This window comes from Agrobacterium sp. FDAARGOS_525, assembly GCF_003938925.1.
GTDB classification, from domain to species: domain Bacteria; phylum Pseudomonadota; class Alphaproteobacteria; order Rhizobiales; family Rhizobiaceae; genus Agrobacterium; species Agrobacterium pusense.
In genome coordinates this window covers 1961880-1978649 of sequence record NZ_RKIU01000004.1, presented here as the reverse complement: position 1 = coordinate 1978649, position 16770 = coordinate 1961880, and the positions used below count along the sequence as shown (strand labels likewise).

At 60.6% G+C, this 16770-nt stretch carries 16 protein-coding genes; 2 read left to right on the top strand and 14 right to left on the bottom strand.

The features are described 5' to 3' along the window. Positions 1-115: 115 nt before the first annotated feature. Both EGT36_RS25605 and EGT36_RS25600 read left to right on the top strand, forming a co-directional pair. Complete coding sequence (locus tag EGT36_RS25605; protein WP_004445267.1) at positions 116-1126, top strand: ABC transporter permease; 1011 nt, start codon at positions 116-118, stop codon at positions 1124-1126. Continuing rightward, the gene (locus tag EGT36_RS25600) at positions 1119-2039 is read left to right on the top strand and encodes an ABC transporter permease (protein ID WP_004445269.1); all 921 of its coding nucleotides are present in this window, start codon (positions 1119-1121) and stop codon (positions 2037-2039) included. Before EGT36_RS25605 ends, EGT36_RS25600 begins: the two co-directional genes overlap by 8 nt. Positions 2040-2111: 72 nt before the next feature. Here EGT36_RS25600 and EGT36_RS25595 read toward each other — a convergent pair whose 3' ends face one another. The 14 genes from EGT36_RS25595 to EGT36_RS25530 all read right to left on the bottom strand — a co-directional run bounded on the left by EGT36_RS25595 (position 2112) and on the right by EGT36_RS25530 (position 16751). Then, positions 2112-2462: a ribbon-helix-helix domain-containing protein gene (locus tag EGT36_RS25595; protein WP_004445271.1), complete on the bottom strand. Its 351-nt coding sequence runs from the start codon at positions 2460-2462 to the stop codon at positions 2112-2114. Positions 2463-2531: 69 nt separating this feature from the next. Further along, positions 2532-3098 (bottom strand): DJ-1/PfpI family protein, encoded by a 567-nt coding sequence (locus tag EGT36_RS25590; protein ID WP_172965712.1) that lies wholly within the window; start codon positions 3096-3098, stop codon positions 2532-2534. Between the two features lie 97 nt (positions 3099-3195). Next, positions 3196-4590 carry an amidase gene (locus EGT36_RS25585; protein ID WP_125271314.1) on the bottom strand — a complete coding sequence of 465 codons (1395 nt, stop codon included), beginning with the start codon at positions 4588-4590 and terminating at the stop codon, positions 3196-3198. Between the two features lie 53 nt (positions 4591-4643). Beyond that, positions 4644-5465: an ABC transporter permease gene (locus tag EGT36_RS25580; protein WP_004445277.1), complete on the bottom strand. Its 822-nt coding sequence runs from the start codon at positions 5463-5465 to the stop codon at positions 4644-4646. Beyond that, entirely contained in the window at positions 5462-6412 is a 951-nt protein-coding gene (locus tag EGT36_RS25575) for an ABC transporter permease (RefSeq protein WP_035207072.1), read from the bottom strand. The genes EGT36_RS25580 and EGT36_RS25575 overlap by 4 nt, the downstream gene beginning before the upstream one ends. A gap of 194 nt (positions 6413-6606) precedes the next feature. Next, on the bottom strand, positions 6607-8142 hold the full coding sequence (locus EGT36_RS25570; RefSeq protein ID WP_035207069.1) for an ABC transporter substrate-binding protein: 1536 nt from the start codon (positions 8140-8142) through the stop codon (positions 6607-6609). A gap of 211 nt (positions 8143-8353) precedes the next feature. Continuing rightward, positions 8354-9256 (bottom strand): LysR family transcriptional regulator, encoded by a 903-nt coding sequence (locus EGT36_RS25565; protein WP_125271313.1) that lies wholly within the window; start codon positions 9254-9256, stop codon positions 8354-8356. Positions 9257-9495: 239 nt separating this feature from the next. After that, positions 9496-10245, bottom strand: coding sequence for an ABC transporter ATP-binding protein (locus EGT36_RS25560; protein WP_125271312.1), 750 nt, complete (start codon positions 10243-10245; stop codon positions 9496-9498). Then, positions 10242-11078: an ABC transporter ATP-binding protein gene (locus EGT36_RS25555; protein ID WP_034496847.1), complete on the bottom strand. Its 837-nt coding sequence runs from the start codon at positions 11076-11078 to the stop codon at positions 10242-10244. The genes EGT36_RS25560 and EGT36_RS25555 overlap by 4 nt, the downstream gene beginning before the upstream one ends. Beyond that, the gene (locus EGT36_RS25550; RefSeq protein WP_004445289.1) at positions 11075-12007 is read right to left on the bottom strand and encodes an ABC transporter permease; all 933 of its coding nucleotides are present in this window, start codon (positions 12005-12007) and stop codon (positions 11075-11077) included. Before EGT36_RS25550 ends, EGT36_RS25555 begins: the two co-directional genes overlap by 4 nt. Next, the gene (locus tag EGT36_RS25545; protein ID WP_004445291.1) at positions 12004-13071 is read right to left on the bottom strand and encodes an ABC transporter permease; all 1068 of its coding nucleotides are present in this window, start codon (positions 13069-13071) and stop codon (positions 12004-12006) included. Before EGT36_RS25545 ends, EGT36_RS25550 begins: the two co-directional genes overlap by 4 nt. Before the next feature lie 18 nt (positions 13072-13089). Continuing rightward, the gene (locus EGT36_RS25540) at positions 13090-14730 is read right to left on the bottom strand and encodes an ABC transporter substrate-binding protein (RefSeq protein ID WP_004445293.1); all 1641 of its coding nucleotides are present in this window, start codon (positions 14728-14730) and stop codon (positions 13090-13092) included. 50 nt (positions 14731-14780) lie between these two features. Next, positions 14781-15836 carry a dipeptidase gene (locus EGT36_RS25535; protein WP_125271311.1) on the bottom strand — a complete coding sequence of 352 codons (1056 nt, stop codon included), beginning with the start codon at positions 15834-15836 and terminating at the stop codon, positions 14781-14783. A 204-nt stretch (positions 15837-16040) separates the two neighbouring features. Continuing rightward, positions 16041-16751, bottom strand: coding sequence for a phosphoribosyltransferase (locus EGT36_RS25530; protein WP_037091438.1), 711 nt, complete (start codon positions 16749-16751; stop codon positions 16041-16043). Positions 16752-16770 lie beyond the last annotated feature (19 nt).

Genomic DNA, 16770 nt, shown 5'->3' with positions numbered 1-16770 from the left:
GAGAGGCCGGCCTTATGCATGCCCCTGGACCATGTTCTGAAGACACATTTGCCGCGTTAAGGCGAAATAGCTCCCAATTTTCGCTCTGCCGCGCCCTGGGTCTGGAGAGTTTCAGATGTTTACCTTTACGCTCCGGCGGCTAGCCTTTGCCGTTCCGACGTTGCTCGTCATCAGCTTCGTCATCTTCGCGCTGCTTGATCTCGCGCCCAACGATCCGACCGGCGACCTTCCCCTCACCATTCCGCCTGAAGTGCGTGAGCAAATCCGCGCCTCGCTTGGCCTCGACCAGCCCTTCTTCATCCGTTACCTGATGTGGCTGCAGCAATTCTTCATCAACGAGCCGCTGAACCTCTTCGAAAAGCTGACCGGCTGGCAGATCGGCGATGGCAGCCGTATGCGGGTGCTTTCCTGGGCGACACGCAGCCCGGTGGTCGATCTCGTCATCCAGCGCATGCCGCAGACACTGTGGGTGGTGGGCCTTGCCTATCTCTTCGGTGCGCTGCTGGCGATCCCGATCGGGGTGATCTCCGCCTACAAGCAATATTCGATCTTCGACCAGATCGGCACTTTCGTCTCCATGGTCGGTTATTCGGTGCCGACCTTCTTCACCGGCGTGTTGCTGGTCGTCATCTTCAGCTCTTACCTGCAATGGTTCCCTTCAGTCTACGACACCAATCTGAGGGTCACGGACTGGGCGAGCTTCGTGGCGCAGGTGAAGCAGATGTTCCTGCCGGTGCTGGTCCTGACGCTCTATAACGTCTCGCAGATCAGCCGCTTCGTGCGCGCCTCCATGCTCGACAATCTGCATCAGGATTATGTGCGCACCGCACGCGCCAAGGGCGTGAAGGAAAAATCCGTGCTGCTCATCCACGTGCTGCGCAACAGCCTCATCCCGGTCGTAACGGTTATTGCGCTTGGGGTGCCGACCATCTTCTCCGGCGCCATCATCACCGAGCAGATTTTCCGCGTGAACGGGCTTGGCCAATTGCTGATAACAGCCGTTCAGGGGGCGGATATTCCGCTGGTTCAGACGCTGACCTTCATCTTTGCGGTGCTGATCGTGCTCTTCAACCTGATTGCCGACGTACTTTACGGCATTCTCGACCCGAGGATCCGCTATGACTGACGCCACCATTACAGCGCCGACGGTTGCGGCCACCCCCACGCAATCCGCCCTTGCCGATATCTGGAAACAGTTTCGCGTTCACAAGGGCGGCGTGGCGGGGCTCTTCGTCTTTATCTTCATCCTGCTCGCGGTCTATGTCGGGCCTTATATTCACACCGTTGCTCCGAACGCCATCAATGTGAAGGCGCGCAACCAGTGGCCGTCGCTGGCGCATCCCTTCGGCACCGATAATCTTGGCAAGGACATGCTGGCGCAGGTCCTGGCCGGCGGGCGCATTTCGCTTGCCGTCGGCATCACCGCCATGCTGCTGGCTCTGTTCCTCGGCACGCTGGTGGGTGTTCTGTCAGGTTATTTCCGCAGGCTGGACGGACCCTTGATGCGCCTCACCGACCTGTTCCTGGCGCTACCACTTTTGCCGCTGCTGCTCGTCATCCTGATGCTGTTTCGCGACACGCTGCGTGCGGCCTTTGGACCGGAGACTGGCATTTTCATCCTGATCGTCTTCGTGATCGGGATAACCAGCTGGATGCATACAGCCCGCATCGTGCGCGGTGATGTGCTGACAATCAAAAGCCAGGAATTCATCATGGCTGCGAAATCGAGCGGCATGCGCGAATACCGCATCATCCTCAGGCATATTCTGCCGAATGTGCTGAGCTCGATCATGGTCTCCGCCACGCTCGGCATCGCTGCCGCCATCATCACGGAATCCGCCCTCTCCTTCCTCGGTCTCGGCTTCCCCTCCGACTTTCCGACCTGGGGACGGCTGCTGTTCGACGGCGCGAACTTCCTGCAACTGACGCCCTCGCGCGTGTTGTGGCCGGGGCTGGCGATTTCGCTGACGGTCCTGAGCGTGAATTACATCGGCGATGCCGTGCGCGATGCGCTTGATCCGCGGGCGCTGAAGAGCTGAACGCTTCCCTTATCCCTGTGACAAGCACAGGGATGAGGTTGAGCGTATCGCGGCACAAAAGCGCAACGCGTCCTAGTGATAATTCACCTTTTCTGCATCCAGAATGCTGTCCGCATCCAGCGCGGCAATCGGGATATCGTTCCGCGCCGGAATATCGCCAGAAAGCTGAAGCGCGAGATAACGCCCGCAGCAGACCCGCAGGAACGAGGTGAAATTGCCGAGATCGTGCCCGGCATCGATCGATTCATTATAAAGCTTGGCGATGAGCTGCACGCTGTTCATGCCGTCGCGCCGCGCGATCTCGTCCAGCGTCGTCCAGAAAAAGTTCTCAAGCCGGACACTGGTGACCATGCCATCGATGCGGAGCGACCGCGTATGGCTTTCCCAGAGCGCTGGGTCTGCCTTGATGAAGAGCTTGCACATGGTTTCCTCCCTCACCACGCCTGAGATATAGGCGGAAAAAGGGGCCGGAAAAAGCCCCGTTCGCCGGTCTTATTTACCGAGCACCGCCATGAACTGCGAAAGCCAAGCGGGATGGGCGGGCCATGCGGGCGCCGTTACCAGCTTGCCGTCGGTCACCGCCGCATCGATGGCGATATCGGCATAGGTGCCGCCTGCCAGCTCCACCTCCGGGCGGCAGGCGGGATAGGCCGAGCAGTTGCGGCCCTTGAGCACACCCGCAGCCGCCAGCAATTGCGCGCCATGGCAGACGGCCGCGACAGGCTTGTCTGCCTCGAAGAAATGTTTCACCGCCGCCAGCACGTCCGCATTGAGCCGCAGATATTCCGGCGCACGGCCACCCGGAATGACCAGCGCATCGTAATCCGCCGGTTTGATATCGGCGAAGGTGGCATTGAGCGCGAAATTATGGCCGCGTTTTTCCGAGTAGGTCTGGTCGCCCTCGAAATCGTGGATGGCCGTGGCGATGGTCTGGCCCGCCTTCTTGCCGGGGCAGACGGCGTGCACCGTGTGGCCGACAGCGAGCAGCGTCTGGAACGGCACCATGGTCTCGTAATCCTCGGCGAAATCACCGGTGATCATCAAAATCTTCTTCGGCATGTCTGCTCCTCCCGTTTTCGAATGCCTTTGGGCACCCTAACAGGAGGGATCGAGATGCGGGTATTATGGCAATACTACATGCCCGATAAAGGTGATATCAGCCGGCCGGCGGCTCCGGCCAGCGCCGGACGCCACCACCCCAATCCTCGAACGCTTTCGAAAGCCTGAGCACGAACAGGTCCTCATAACGCGGGCCGACAATCTGCAATCCGATGGGCATGCCGGATGCCGAGAAACCGCAATTGATCGAGGATGCCGGCTGTTCCGACATGTTCCACGGCACGGTAAAGGCGATATGTTCGAAGGGCCGTGCAGGATCGTTGGTGGGAGAAGCCCAGTCGGCAGGATAGGAGACGATGGGGTTAACGGGTGAAATCACCACATCAACGGACTGCATCAACCGCCCGCAAACTTTACGCATTTCCATGGTCTGGTTGAAACCGAAAACGGCACGCGCGCCGGAAACATCAGCACCCTTTTCCGCCCATTCGTGAATATAGGGAAGGATCGCGGCACGACGATCCGCGCTCAACGCCACCATGTCGCCCCAGAACTTCGCCCGCCAAAAATCATCCAGCCCGTCGAGCATCTCACGCGTCAGCACCGGCTCGACCGGGATGACAATGGCGCCGGCCGCCTCGAACAGTTTTGCGGCCGCGACAACGGCGTCGCGCACCTCTTCGTCCAGCGGCAGGCCGCAGCCCGCATCCAGCATCAGTCCGATTTTCAGGCCTTTCACATCAATATCGAGGTCCATCCAGTCGATGCTGTTCGGCGGCAGCGACGTGCCGTCGCGCCAGTCCGGCCGCGAAAGCGTTGCCATGGCATAAGCCGCATCAACGACCGTGCGCGTCATCGGCCCGGCACAGCGGCCGGTATAATAGGGATCAACCGGGATACGACCCTGGCTCGGCTTGAAGCCGAAGAGGCCCGTCCACCCCGCCGGCAATCTTACCGAGCCGCCAATATCCGTGCCGATATGCAAGGTGCCGTAACCCGCAGCACCGGCCGAAGCAGCACCGGCGCTGGAGCCGCCGGGATTCTGGGTGGAGTCCCACGGGTTGCGGCTGAGCTTATGGAAGCTGGAAAGGCCAGAAGAGAGCATGCCGTAATCCGGGCACGTCGTCTTTGCATAGATAATCGCGCCATCCTCACGGCAACGGGCGGCCACCGGCGCGTCTTCAACCGCGGGCACAAGCTCCACCGCCCTGGTGCCGAGCGGCACAGGATGGCCTTTCGTGGCGATGAGTTCCTTCAGCGAGACCGGAATTCCATCGAGGGCTCCCAGCGTTTCACCCTTTTGCCAGCGCTCCGTCGAGGCCAGCGCCTGCCTGCGCGCATCCTCCGGATCATAAGCGTAAAGGGCGTTCACAACCGGCTCGAATGCCTCGATACGCGCCTCCACCGCCTGCCAATATTCCGATGGCGAGAGTTTCTTTTCCCGGTAAAGCGCCAGAATTTCGAGCGTGTTGAGGTGTATGAGATCGGTCATGGCATCGTCTCGTCAGAAAAACAGGAAATAGGGGCGATATCGGCGTGAAGCGGTCAGCTTGTATCGCGCGGGTCCAGCAGGTCGCGCAGGCCGTCGCCGAGAAGATTGAGGCCGAAGACGGCGAGCGCAATGGCAAGGCCGGGCATGATGGCAAGCCAGGGCGCCGCGCCGAGATAGGTCTGGGCGTCAGCCAGCATCCGCCCCCAGGTGGCGGCGGGCGGCGGCATGCCGAGACCGAGGAAGGAAAGGCCTGCCTCCGTCAGTATCGCCAGACCCAGCTGGATCGTCACCTGCACGATGATCTGGTTGGAGATATTCGGCACGACGTGCAACATCGTGATCTTGGCGCGGTTCTGGCCGATGCTGGTGGCGGCGGTGATGTATTCCCGCGCCCAGATTTGTAAGGCCGCCCCAAGCGTCAGTCGCGCAAAGACCGGCACCATGAAGGTGGCGATGGCGATGATGGCGGTAAAGCGTCCCGTGCCGATGAAGGCGCCGAGCATCATGGCCGACAGGATGGGCGGCACGGCGAAGATGATATCGCAGATGCGCATGACGACGGTTTCTGTGAAACCGCGCAGCGCCGCGACCGTGACGCCGATCGCCGTGCCGATAAAGGCGCCGATGGCGACGGCGGCAATGGCGGTGGAGAGTGAGTTCCACGCACCGGCCATCAGCATGGAGAGCACATCGCGGCCAAAATGGTCGGTACCGAGACCACCGTAGACGAAGGGCGATTTCAGCTTTTGGACGATCTGCATCTTGGTGGGCGAAACCGGTGTCCAGACCAGCGACAACAGCGCGACGGCGACGAGAAAGGCCGTGACGGCAATACCGATAACGAAGGCCGGGCGGCGGCGGATAAATCGCATCATCGCGCACCTGCCCGCAGTCTCGGGTCGATGAAGAGATAGGCTATATCGACCACGAAATTCATGATGATGACCAGCGCCGAGAAGAACAGCACGACGGACTGCATGACGACGATATCCCGCTGGGTCAGCGCCTGATAGGCAAGCCGGCCGAGGCCCGGCAGGTTGAAGACGTTTTCCACCAGCACCGCACCCGCAATGAGGAAGGTGAACTGCAGGCCGATCATGGTGACGACGGGGATCATCGCGTTCGGCACCGCATGCCGCCACAGCGCCACCCGCTCGCTCAGGCCCTTGGCCCGGGCGGTACGGACGAAATCCTCGTTCATCACTTCAAGCACGGCGGAACGGCAGACGCGGGTGAGAACGCCGGCCTGCGACAGCGCAAGAGCGACCGCCGGCAGGATAAGCGCCGTGAGACCCGCTGCAAAGCTTGGCGACCAGCCGGGAAAACCGCCAGCCGGCATCCAGCCGAGCGTGGTGGAAAAGACGATGATGAGCAGCAACCCGACCCAGAAGCCCGGCACGGCAATACCCACATGGGAAAACAGCCCGGCCGCGAAATCCAGCGCCCCGTTGCGGTTCCTCGCCGCCGCTACGCCGAGCGGAATGGCGATAGTGACGGACAGGCAAACGGCCAGCAGCGCAAGCGGCAGCGTCACGGCCAACCGCTCGACGATCAGGCCCGCCACCGGCACGCCATAGGTATAGGATTGTCCGAGATCGCCGCGGAAGACGCCAGCAAGCCAGCGGATGTAGCGCAGCAGCAGCGGCTGATCGAGACCCATCTGCTTTTGCAGCGCCGCCAGCGTATCCGGACTGGCCGAGGTTCCCAGCATGATGGCGGCCGGATCACCCGGCAGCAGGCCCATGACAAGATAGATGATGAGCGAGACGGCAAACAGCGTGATGACGAGGCTTACGAGACGCCGGATGAGGACGGCTAACATCTGGCATCTGCTCCTTGCGATACTTTACGCGCGGCGGCTGGAAAGCTCCACACTCTCCCGTCATGCCGGACTTGATCCGGCATCCAGCCGACGCGCGTCTGCGCGGCGGAGGGAGCCTTTTCAGCCCAAAGACTTGGGCTGGCAGGATGCCGGATCAAGTCCGGCATTACGGAAGACACGAGTATCGTCAAACGTCACTCTTCCCAATGCACATCCGTCAGCACATTCGAGGGAATGGGCTCGTTTTCCCACAGCCCTTTCACCTTCTTGTCCCAGACCCCGAGCTTCGGCATCACGAACAGGAACAGCGCCGGCACATCTTCGGCGAGGATTTTCTGGGCGTCGCCATAAAGCTTTTCCTGCTCAGCCGCATCCGCCGTCTTTTCGACGCTGGCGATGACCTCGTTGAAGGCCGGGTTCTTGTAGTTGAAATAATAGGGATCACGGGAGTAGATATCGATATCCATCGGCTCGGCATGGGCGACAATGGTCATGTCGTAATCCGCACCCTTCAGGACGTCCGCCACCCATTTGGCCGGAAATTCCGTGGTCTCGATGGTCATGGTCACGCCGATTTCAGCCAGCATCGCCTGCAGGATTTGCGAGGTGCGCTGGGCATAGGCCATCTGCGGGGCCTTGATGGTGAAGCTGAAACCGTCCGCATACCCCGCTTCGGCAAGCAGCGCCTTGGCCTTATCGATATCATAGGGATGAACGCCCGTCGTATCGATGTATCCGCGATCATTCGGCGTATAGTGACTGCCGATAGCCGTTCCGAAACCGGACCATGCACCCTCGATGACGGTGCCACGATCCACCGCCATCATCAGCGCCTGGCGCACGCGCTTGTCGCTGAAGGGCTTGCGGGCGCTGTTCATGCCCGCCACGACCTTCAACTCGGTATTGCCGACGAAGGTGCCGAGGCGCGCATCGCCGTCAAACGAGCTCATCAATTCCGGCGCACCGAATTCCGGGAAGGCGTCGATATCGCCGGATTTCAGCGCCGCCGCCTGCGCCTGCGGATCGGAGACGAAACGGAACGTCGCCTTTTCCAGCTTTACCGACACGGCCTTGTCCCAATAGGCGGCGTTCTTCTGCAACTCCACCTTGTCGCCCTTGGCCCAGTTCACAAATTTGAACGGGCCGGTGCCGACGGGCGTGGTGCGGTTGGTCTCTGCGCTCTTGGGCGCGACCATGACGGAGGCCGGCCAGCCGAGCCAGTAGATGAGGCTGCCGGCGGGCTGCTTCAGCTTCAGCACCAGCGTGTCGGCATCCGGGGTCTCGATACTGTCGATCGCCGCAAAGAAGCGTTTCTGCGGATTGACGGAAGCTTCACCACGCGCCCGGTCCAGCGAGAACTTCGCGACGGAGGAATCGAACGCCTCGCCGTCATGGAAGGTGACACCCTTGCGCAGCTTGAAGGTGTAGGTCTTGCCATCAGGGGAAATTTCCCAGCTTTCGGCGAGCTGCGGCTTCACCTTGCCCTTGCTGTCGATGGTGACGAGACCTTCGAAAATATTCTGCCAGGTGACCTGACCGATGGCGACGGGAGCGGCAATGGTCGGATCGAGACCGGTCGGCTCTACCGTCATTCCGAGCGTCAAAGCGGTTTTCGCCGCAGCTTCGGCCTCAGCAATCGAGAGCGGCAGAAAGAGCGCCGTGCCGAGAGCAAGCGCCAGCGCGGTACGGCGCGAGAGCTTCGCCGCCTGCGAAAGATAGGTACGTGGCATCCTTTAGTCCCCTGTCTGGCGGCCGGGGCATTTTTGCCCTTCCAAAGACCACCCGTTGCAAAAAGAGTGTCATGTTGCAGGCGCACACACAATCATGATTTTTGTGTGCTCCGTGTAGCTGAAATGGCTACACGGGAATGCGGGTGAAAATCAACCTTGGTGGGCAATTCCGGGAACGTCTCCGGTTCCTCGCCCCGCCGAGGAGAAGAAACTACCCTGCCGTCGCCTCACGCATGAAACGCTCGATGAAATCGGCAAGCTTGGAAGCTGCGAAGGACAATTGCCTGTCGGGCGCCACACAGAGGTCGATCTGGGTGTGGATACCCTTCTTGCCCGAGAGCGGAACGGCGACCATCTGGCCGCTACGGATTTCGCGCGCCACCGAAAGCGCCGGCAGCAGCGTGGCCGCGGCGTGGCCCAGCACCAGCTCTTTCAGCATTTCCAGCGAACTGGTGATGAAAACGGGGTCAAGTTCGATATCCGCCTCGGCAAAAAGCATATCGAAGGCCTGCCGCGCGGCAAAACTCTTGTCCGGCAAGGCAAGTGGCAACCCGGCCAGTTCCTTCAGCGACACCTCCGGCTGACCGGCAAGGGCATGACCGGCGGGAAAGATCGCGTCGTAATTGATGCGCGTGCGCGAGCGCACCTTGACCCCGGAAACCTTTGGCGCAAACAGGCTGACAACGAGGTCTGCTTCCGCAGTCCCCAGCGCTTCCATGGCTTGGCGCGCACTTGTGATATGGACCTCGAAACGCAGCTTCGGATATTTGAGGCTGAACTGCGCCAGCACCGGCGCCAGAAGGTTGGCCACTGTAGCGCCATTGGCGTAAATGGTCACCCGGCCGCGCTGCAGACCTTTGAGATCGTCGATCAACTGGTGCACATGGTCGAGTTCGCGCAGCGTCTTGCCGGCGCGGGCGGCCAGCAGCTCGCCCGCCGCCGTTAGCTTCACGCCACGGCTGGAACGCTCTACCAGGGGCGAGCCGAAATAATATTCGAGATTTTCGATCTGCCGGCTCACCGCCGTCGGCGCCACATTCAGGTTTTCCGCCGCGGCGCGCATGGAATTGGTGCGGACGAGTTCATCGAAATACATCAAGGCGCGCAATTGCATGGGTGGTACCTTATTCGGGTGGGCTGGTGTGCGGCTCACCATATCATCGCAGCGTCGCGAGAGAATACTTCACCCGGAAAGATCGCCGCTTGTTTCTTCCCCCGCCGGGGAGAAGGTGGTGCGCAGCGTCGGATGAGGGGGCGACGGTGGAGAAATGCGGAGAGCTTGCCCCCTCATCTGCCCCGCTCGGGGGCATCTTCTCCCCCTCGGGGAGAAGAAAAGGAGGCACCCCTACCCCATTACGTCCGCTTGAAACCCTCGCTCGCCACCAGCAGCTGCCTCGTATAATCCGCGCTGAACTCGCGGCTTTCCAGCGCCTCGGCCTCCAGCATTTCCACCACCTTGCCGCTTTTCATCACCGCCAGACGGTCGCACATGTGGCTGATGACGCCGAGATCGTGGCTGACCATGACGAAGGTGAGGTTGCGGTCCTTGCGGGCCTGTTCCAGGAGGTTCAGGATTTCAGCCTGAATAGACGCATCAAGCGCCGAGGTCGGCTCATCGAGCAGCAGGACCTTCGGCTCAACGATCAGTGCGCGGGCAATGGCGATACGCTGGCGCTGGCCGCCGGACAGCTGGTGTGAATAACGGAAGCGGAAACCGGAACCGAGGCCGACTTCGTCCAAAGCGCGGGCAATGCGCTGTTCGCGATTGTCGAGACCATGGATGACCAGCGGCTCGAGCAGCAGCGCATCCACCGTCTGGCGCGGGTGCAGTGAACCGTACGGGTCCTGAAACACCATCTGCACATCGCGGTAAAAGCTCTTGTCGCGGTGCTTGCCCGAATAGGAGCGCCCGGCCACCATCAACGAACCTTCATCGAAATGGTTGAGGCCGGCGATGGCGCGCAGCAGGGTCGATTTACCGGAACCGGATTCACCGACGATACCGAAGGATTCACCCTCGGCCACATCGACGCTGACGCTGTCGAGCGCGATGTAACCGTCGAAATCCACCACCATGTCTCTGATGGAAAGAACTGTGCTCATGCGCGCCACTCCGGCTTGCGTTCCAGAACGGGCAGCGGATGCCGATGGCCGCCAATTTGCGGCAGACAGTTCAACAGGCCCTGCGTATAGGGATGTTTCGCTTCCTTGAGGTTAGCGGAAGCAAGCTCTTCCACCACCTTGCCGGCATACATGACGAGAACCCGGTCGCAGAAGGAGGAAACGAGCCTGAGATCGTGGCTGACGAAGATCAGCCCCATGCCGCGATCGCGCACCAGCTTGTCGAGAATGTCGAGCACTTCCAGCTGCACCGTCACATCGAGCGCCGAGGTCGGCTCGTCGGCGATCAGCAATTCCGGACCGCAGACGAGCATCATGGCGATCATGACGCGCTGGCCCATGCCGCCGGAAACTTCGTGTGGAAAGAGATCGAAGACGCGCTCGGGATCACGGATCTGCACCGCCTCCAGCATGGCAAGCGTGCGCTGGCGCGCTTCGCTGGAGCCAATCTTTTCGTGGGTACGCAGCGTTTCCATGATCTGGCGGCCAATGGTCATGACCGGGTTCAGCGAATATTTCGGATCCTGCAGGATCATGGCCATACGCTTGCCGCGCATGAGCCGCCGCTCTTTTGCCGACGCCTTGAGCAGGTCAATATCGCCAAACCGCAACGTATCGGCCTCGATCCGGGCATTTTTCGGCGTCAGACCCATGATGGCGCGGCCAGTCTGCGACTTTCCGGAGCCGGATTCGCCGACGATGCCGAGGCGCTCACGCCCCAGCGTGAAGGACACGCCGCGCACCGCCTCCACCAACCCGGTGCGGGTCGGGAAGGAAACGCGCAGGTTTTCAACCGTCAGAAGAGACGCACTCATTGGCCCGCCTCCTTGGGATCAAGCGCATCGCGCAGACCGTCGCCCAAAAGGTTGAAACCGAGGCTGACGATCAGGATCGCAATACCCGGCATGGCAGCCACCCACCATTGATCGAGAATGAAACGGCGGCCCGACGCAATCATCGCGCCCCACTCCGGCAGCGGCGGCTGCGCGCCGAGACCGAGGAAACCGAGGCCTGCGGCGGTGAGGATGATGCCCGCCATATCGAGCGTGACACGCACGATCAGCGACGACATGCAAAGCGGCATGACGTGTTTCAAGACGATGCGGAAGGGCGACGCGCCCATGAGCTTCACTGCGGCGATAAAATCGGAATTGCGGAAGGTCATGGTTTCGGCACGCGCGATGCGCGCATAGGGCGGCCATGAGGTGACCGCGATGGCGAGCACCGCATTTTCGATGCCAGGCCCGAGCGCCGCAACCAGCGCCAGCGCCAGAACGAGCTTCGGAAAAGCGAGGAAAATATCGGTGATGCGCATCAGAACCGCATCCACCCAGCCACCGGCATAACCCGAAACGGTGCCCACGATGAGCCCGATGGGTGCGGCGATGATGGCCACCAAAAGCACGACGAACAGGGTCAGGCGCGAACCGTGGATGAGACGCGAGAGAATATCACGGCCCTGATCGTCGGTGCCGAGCAGATAACCGGCAGTGCCGGGCGGCAGAAGCCGGGCATTGCGCAGATCGCCCTGCACCGGATTATGTGGCGCCAGCACATTGGCAAAAATCGCCACGAACAGCAGCGCGATGATGATGCCAAGGCCAAGCAGCGCCAGCCGGTTTTCCGAAAAGCGCCGCCAGATCACATAGGCGCGGCCAAGCCGCGCCTGCCTGCGCGAGGCCGGCCGGTCGGAGAGCAGCCATTCGCGGCTATAGGGTTTGAGTGTATCGGTCGAAATCGTCATCGGCTGCGCGTCCTTGGATCGAGCGTCCGGTAAAGCAGATCGGAGAAGAGATTGATGCCGACGAAGATGGCGCCGATCACGATCGTGCCGCCGAGAACGGCGTTCATATCCGCATTCTGCAGGGAATTGGTGATGTAGAGGCCAAGCCCCGGCCAGGCGAAGATGGTTTCGGTCAGCACCGAACCTTCCAGCAGACCGGCATAGGAGAGCGCAATCACGGTCACCAGCGGCACGGCGGCGTTGCGCAGTGCGTGGAACCAGATGATGCGCGTTTCCGAAAGCCCCTTGGCGCGGGCCGCGACGACATATTCCTGGGCGAGCTCGTTCAGCATGAAGGAGCGCGTCATGCGACTGATATAGGCCAGCGAGAAATAACCGAGCAGCGAGGCCGGCAGGATGATGTGGCGGAAAAGATCCCACAACACGTCCCATTGCCGCTGCCAGATGGCGTCGATCAGGAAGAAGCCAGTGACTGGCGTGAAGGTGAATTCATAGACGATGTCCATTCGCCCAGGATAAGCCACCCATTGCAGCCGGGCGTAAAACACCAGCAGCGCCAGCAGGCCGAGCCAGAAGATCGGCACGGAATAGCCGATGAGGCCGATGACACGCACCACCTGATCGGCAAAGCTGCCGCGCTTGACGGCCGCGAGAACGCCGAGCGGAATGCCGAAGACGGCGCCGATGATCGTGCCGATCGTGGCAAGTTCGATCGTCGCCGGAAACACCCGCTTGATGTCCTCCATCACGGGATTGGTGGTGAGGACGGAGGTGCCGAAATCGCCCGAAAGCGCCTGCTTCAGATAGATAAAGAACTGCTGCCAGAGCGGCAGGTTGAGGCCGAGCTGCTCACGGACGCGCTCGACCACATGCGCAGGCGCGCGGTCGCCGACGATCGCCAGTGCGGGATCGATCGGCACCACGCGGCCAATGAAAAATGTGACCGCCATCAGCCCCAGAAAGGTGGTGATGACGGTTACGGCGAAGCCGAGAATGGCCTTCGCGCGGGCGTTGGCACGGCGTTTGCCCTGCCTCGCCCGGCTGTTTGCTTCAACGATGCTCAAGAGACCGATCCTTCCGGATCATTCCTTGGAGATCGGATAGACATAGTTGGTGTCGAAGCTCGGTCCGAGCTTCAGGCCCTTGAGCTTGGCGGAATAACCGGCCACTTCCGTCTGCTGGAAGATGATGACGAAGGGACCCTTCGCCAGAACTTCCTTCTGCAGGTTTTCATAGATGGCGGCGCGCTTGGCGCTATCCTTTTCCAAGAGAGCAGACTGGGTTTCCTTGGTCAGATCAGGAACATCCCAGGCGTTACGCCAGGCCAGCGTCTTGTTCTTGCCTTCATCCGAATTGTCGTAGTTGATGGTGAAGGTTTCCGCATTCGAGTTCGGGTCGAAATAGTCCGAACCCCACTGGCCGATGTAGATGTCATGCGTGCGGGCGCGATATTTGGTCAGCGTCTGCTTACCGTCGCCGGGGATGATTTCGAGCTTGATGCCGGCCTGTGCCAGCGTCTGCTGCACGCTTTCGGCAATGCCCGTCACCGGCTGGGTGTTGCGCACATCCATGGTGACGGTGAAGCCGTCCTTCAGACCGGCCTTGGCGAGAAGTTCCTTGGCCTTGGCGACGTCAAGCTTGTAGGGGTTCTCATCAAGCGCGCCAAGCTGGCCCTTCGGCAGGAAGGTCTGATGGACTTCGCCAATGCCCTTGATGATCGTCGCGCCGATCGCGTCATAATCGACGAGATATTTGAACGCTTCGATGACCTCAGGCTTCTTCAGGTTCTCGTTCTTCTGGTTGAGGCTGAAATAATAAACGGTGCCCTTGGGCGCGGAGGTAACGGCAAGGCCTTCCTTCTTGGAAACGGCTTCCATATCGCCGGGCTCAAGGTTACGGGCAACATCGATATCGCCGTTTTCAAGCGCCAGACGCTGGCCGGAGCTTTCCTTCATGTGACGATAGACGACCCGCTTCAGCTTCGGCTTCTCACCGTAATAGTTCGGGTTGGCCTCCAGAATGACGGCTTCGTTGGCCTTCCAGCCAAGGATCTTGTAAGGGCCGGAACCGGCATAACCGGTCTTCAGGAACTCGTTGCCGAAATCCGTGTCGTATTTGTAATCGGCGCTCGGCGTGACCGACTTCGCCTTTTCGGTGATGAGCTTCTTGTCCACCACCGAAGCGACGGTTGCGGTGAGCACGTTCAGCACGAAGCTCGGCGCATAGGGCTTGTCGACGGTCAGAACGAAGGTGTTCGCGTCCGTTGCCTTCGCCTTTTCGGTAACGTTGTCGCCCTTCAGGCCGAACTGCGTCAACAGGAATGCCGGCGACTTGTCAAGCTTGACGGCGCGTTCGAAGGAGAAGGCAACGTCATCAGCGGTGACCGGATTGCCGGAGGCGAATTTCAGGCCGGATTTCAGCTTGAACGTATAGGTCAGGCCATCCTCGGAGGTCGTCCAGCTTTCGGCGAGATCACCGACAACCTTGGACGTGTCGTTGAGATCGATGGAAACGAGCTTGCTATAGGTGTTGCCGGTGACTTCGGCGGCAGACAGTTCGAAAGCCTCACCCGGATCGAGCGTGATGATGTCGTCTATGGCGAAACCTTCCACCAGCGTATCGGCCGGCGTGGCAGCAAAAGCATGCGGGGCAGACAGCATCATCAGCGACAGGGCAGCGCTGGTGCTGAGGATACGCATGGATTTGTTGAGCGATTTGATCATAGGATCTCCCCTTTTGTTATGAGATTGATTTGGTTCGCTTAAACTGTTTATTAGGCCGCTTCGTGCCAAGCCTGGGACAAGACGCGCAGCCAGTTTTCCCGGCATATTTTAGCAAGTTCTCCATCACCGTAGCCCGCCGATTTCAGCGCCGCAACCAGATTGTGGTTGCCGCTGGCATCAGCAATTCCGACAGGGACCGTCGCGCCGTCGAAATCCGATCCGAGCGCCACACAGTCGATGCCGATACGCTCGACCATATAGTCGATATGGCGCACCATATCGGAGAGCGGCGTATCCGCGATATCACGCGCATCGGCACGCAGCATGGTCACGGCGTAGTTGAGGCCAACCAGCCCGCCGCTTTCCTTGATGGCATCCATCTGCCTGTCAGTGAGATTGCGGGCGACCGGAGTGAGCGCATGCGCATTGGAATGGCTGGCGATCAGCGGCTGGTTGGTGGTCTTGGCCACATCCCAGAAGCCTTTTTCGGTGATATGCGCGAGATCGATGAGAATGCCGAGGCGGTTGCATTCCTTCACCAGCGCAAACCCGGCATCGGTAAGACCGGGCGCGGTATCGGGCGACATGGGATAGGAGAAAGGAACGCCATGGCCGAAAATATTGTGCCGGCTCCACACCGGGCCGAGCGAACGCAGACCGGCGGCGTAAAACACCTCCAGCGCATCGAGATCGGCGCCGATCGCCTCGCAGCCTTCCATATGCAGCACGGCGGCGAAGATATCCTCGGCAAAGGCCTTGCGGATATCCGCCGTGGAGCGGCAGAGCCGCCACGCTCCAGCGCGATCGAGCCTCAGCGCAATCGCCGCCTTTTCCATCGCGATATCGAGCGAAGGCAGTCGCTCGAGCGGCGTGGCGAGCGGCGTATCGTAATGGCCGTTCTCGTCCGGTTCCTGCAGAATCAGATCGCCGGACGGGATATAGATGGCGCAGATACCGCCGCCGAGTCCGCCTGCCCGTGCGCGTGGACCATCGATATGACCTTCCCGTGTGCCGTTCTTGAATTCGGCCACGGGATCGGCACCGGCCTTGCTGTTGCGCCACAAACGAAGCAGCACATCATTATGACCGTCAAACACTGCATGCATGGGAAGAAATTCCAGTCATCGAAACAATAAACGGGGCAGGCAGACGCCGGGATGACACCGCGCGAAAGCAAGCCGGCGCATTATCAGCCGACCGCTATTGTCTGTCAGTCGCGATCTTAGGACGATCTATTCGAGCTTCGCAAGATACAAATTAGGCAGCGGTGAATTTATCACCACTTGCCTTTCGACGGAATTTGCGCTTCGTCAGGCGCGCCAGCCATCTTCCGCTTTGGTCAGCAGCGGCGTCGCGAAAACACCCCTCACCCGCTCCGGCCATTCCGGCCCGAAAGCGGCGATTTTTTCCCGCCAGCGATCCGATTGCAGCATGGCTGCGCCGATGACGGCGGGGTTGATGCCGGAGGCGGTGAGTAGCGCAAGGCCCGATAGGATGGAACTGCCGCTGGAGATCACGTCATCCACCAGCGCCACCCGTCTACCCTCGATGAGCGGCAGCATGCGCGGATCGACATAAAGCCTTTTTTCCTGCTTCGTGGTGATGGAGGACATCGGCACCGACAGCTCCTCCAGATACCAGAATTTGCGCGAGGTGCCGAGCGGCACGTAACGGGAATGGCCCAGATGGCGGGCAACGGCGGCCGCAAGCGTCAGGCCGAGCGTCGGCAGGCCGATAACGACATCCGGCTTGAAGGGAAGAAGCTTTGCGGCAAGATCGGCGGCCAGCGCCTCCAGAACCTCAAAGGAAGCCTGGTTGACGATGAGCGATGCGAGTGCGTGCTCTCCGTCCGCAAGCGGCCGTATGGGCAGACAGATCTGCCTTCCATCATCCAGTTCCGCCGGAAAGAATGTGGAATATGCGCCTGCTGTTTCGAAGCTCCGGGGCGGATGGATCTGCTGCCAGAACTCATGCGGCGTTGCGGGAGACGGGGCGATGGCGGGCGATGCTGGTGATGGCATCTGTTTTCCTTTCAGAACG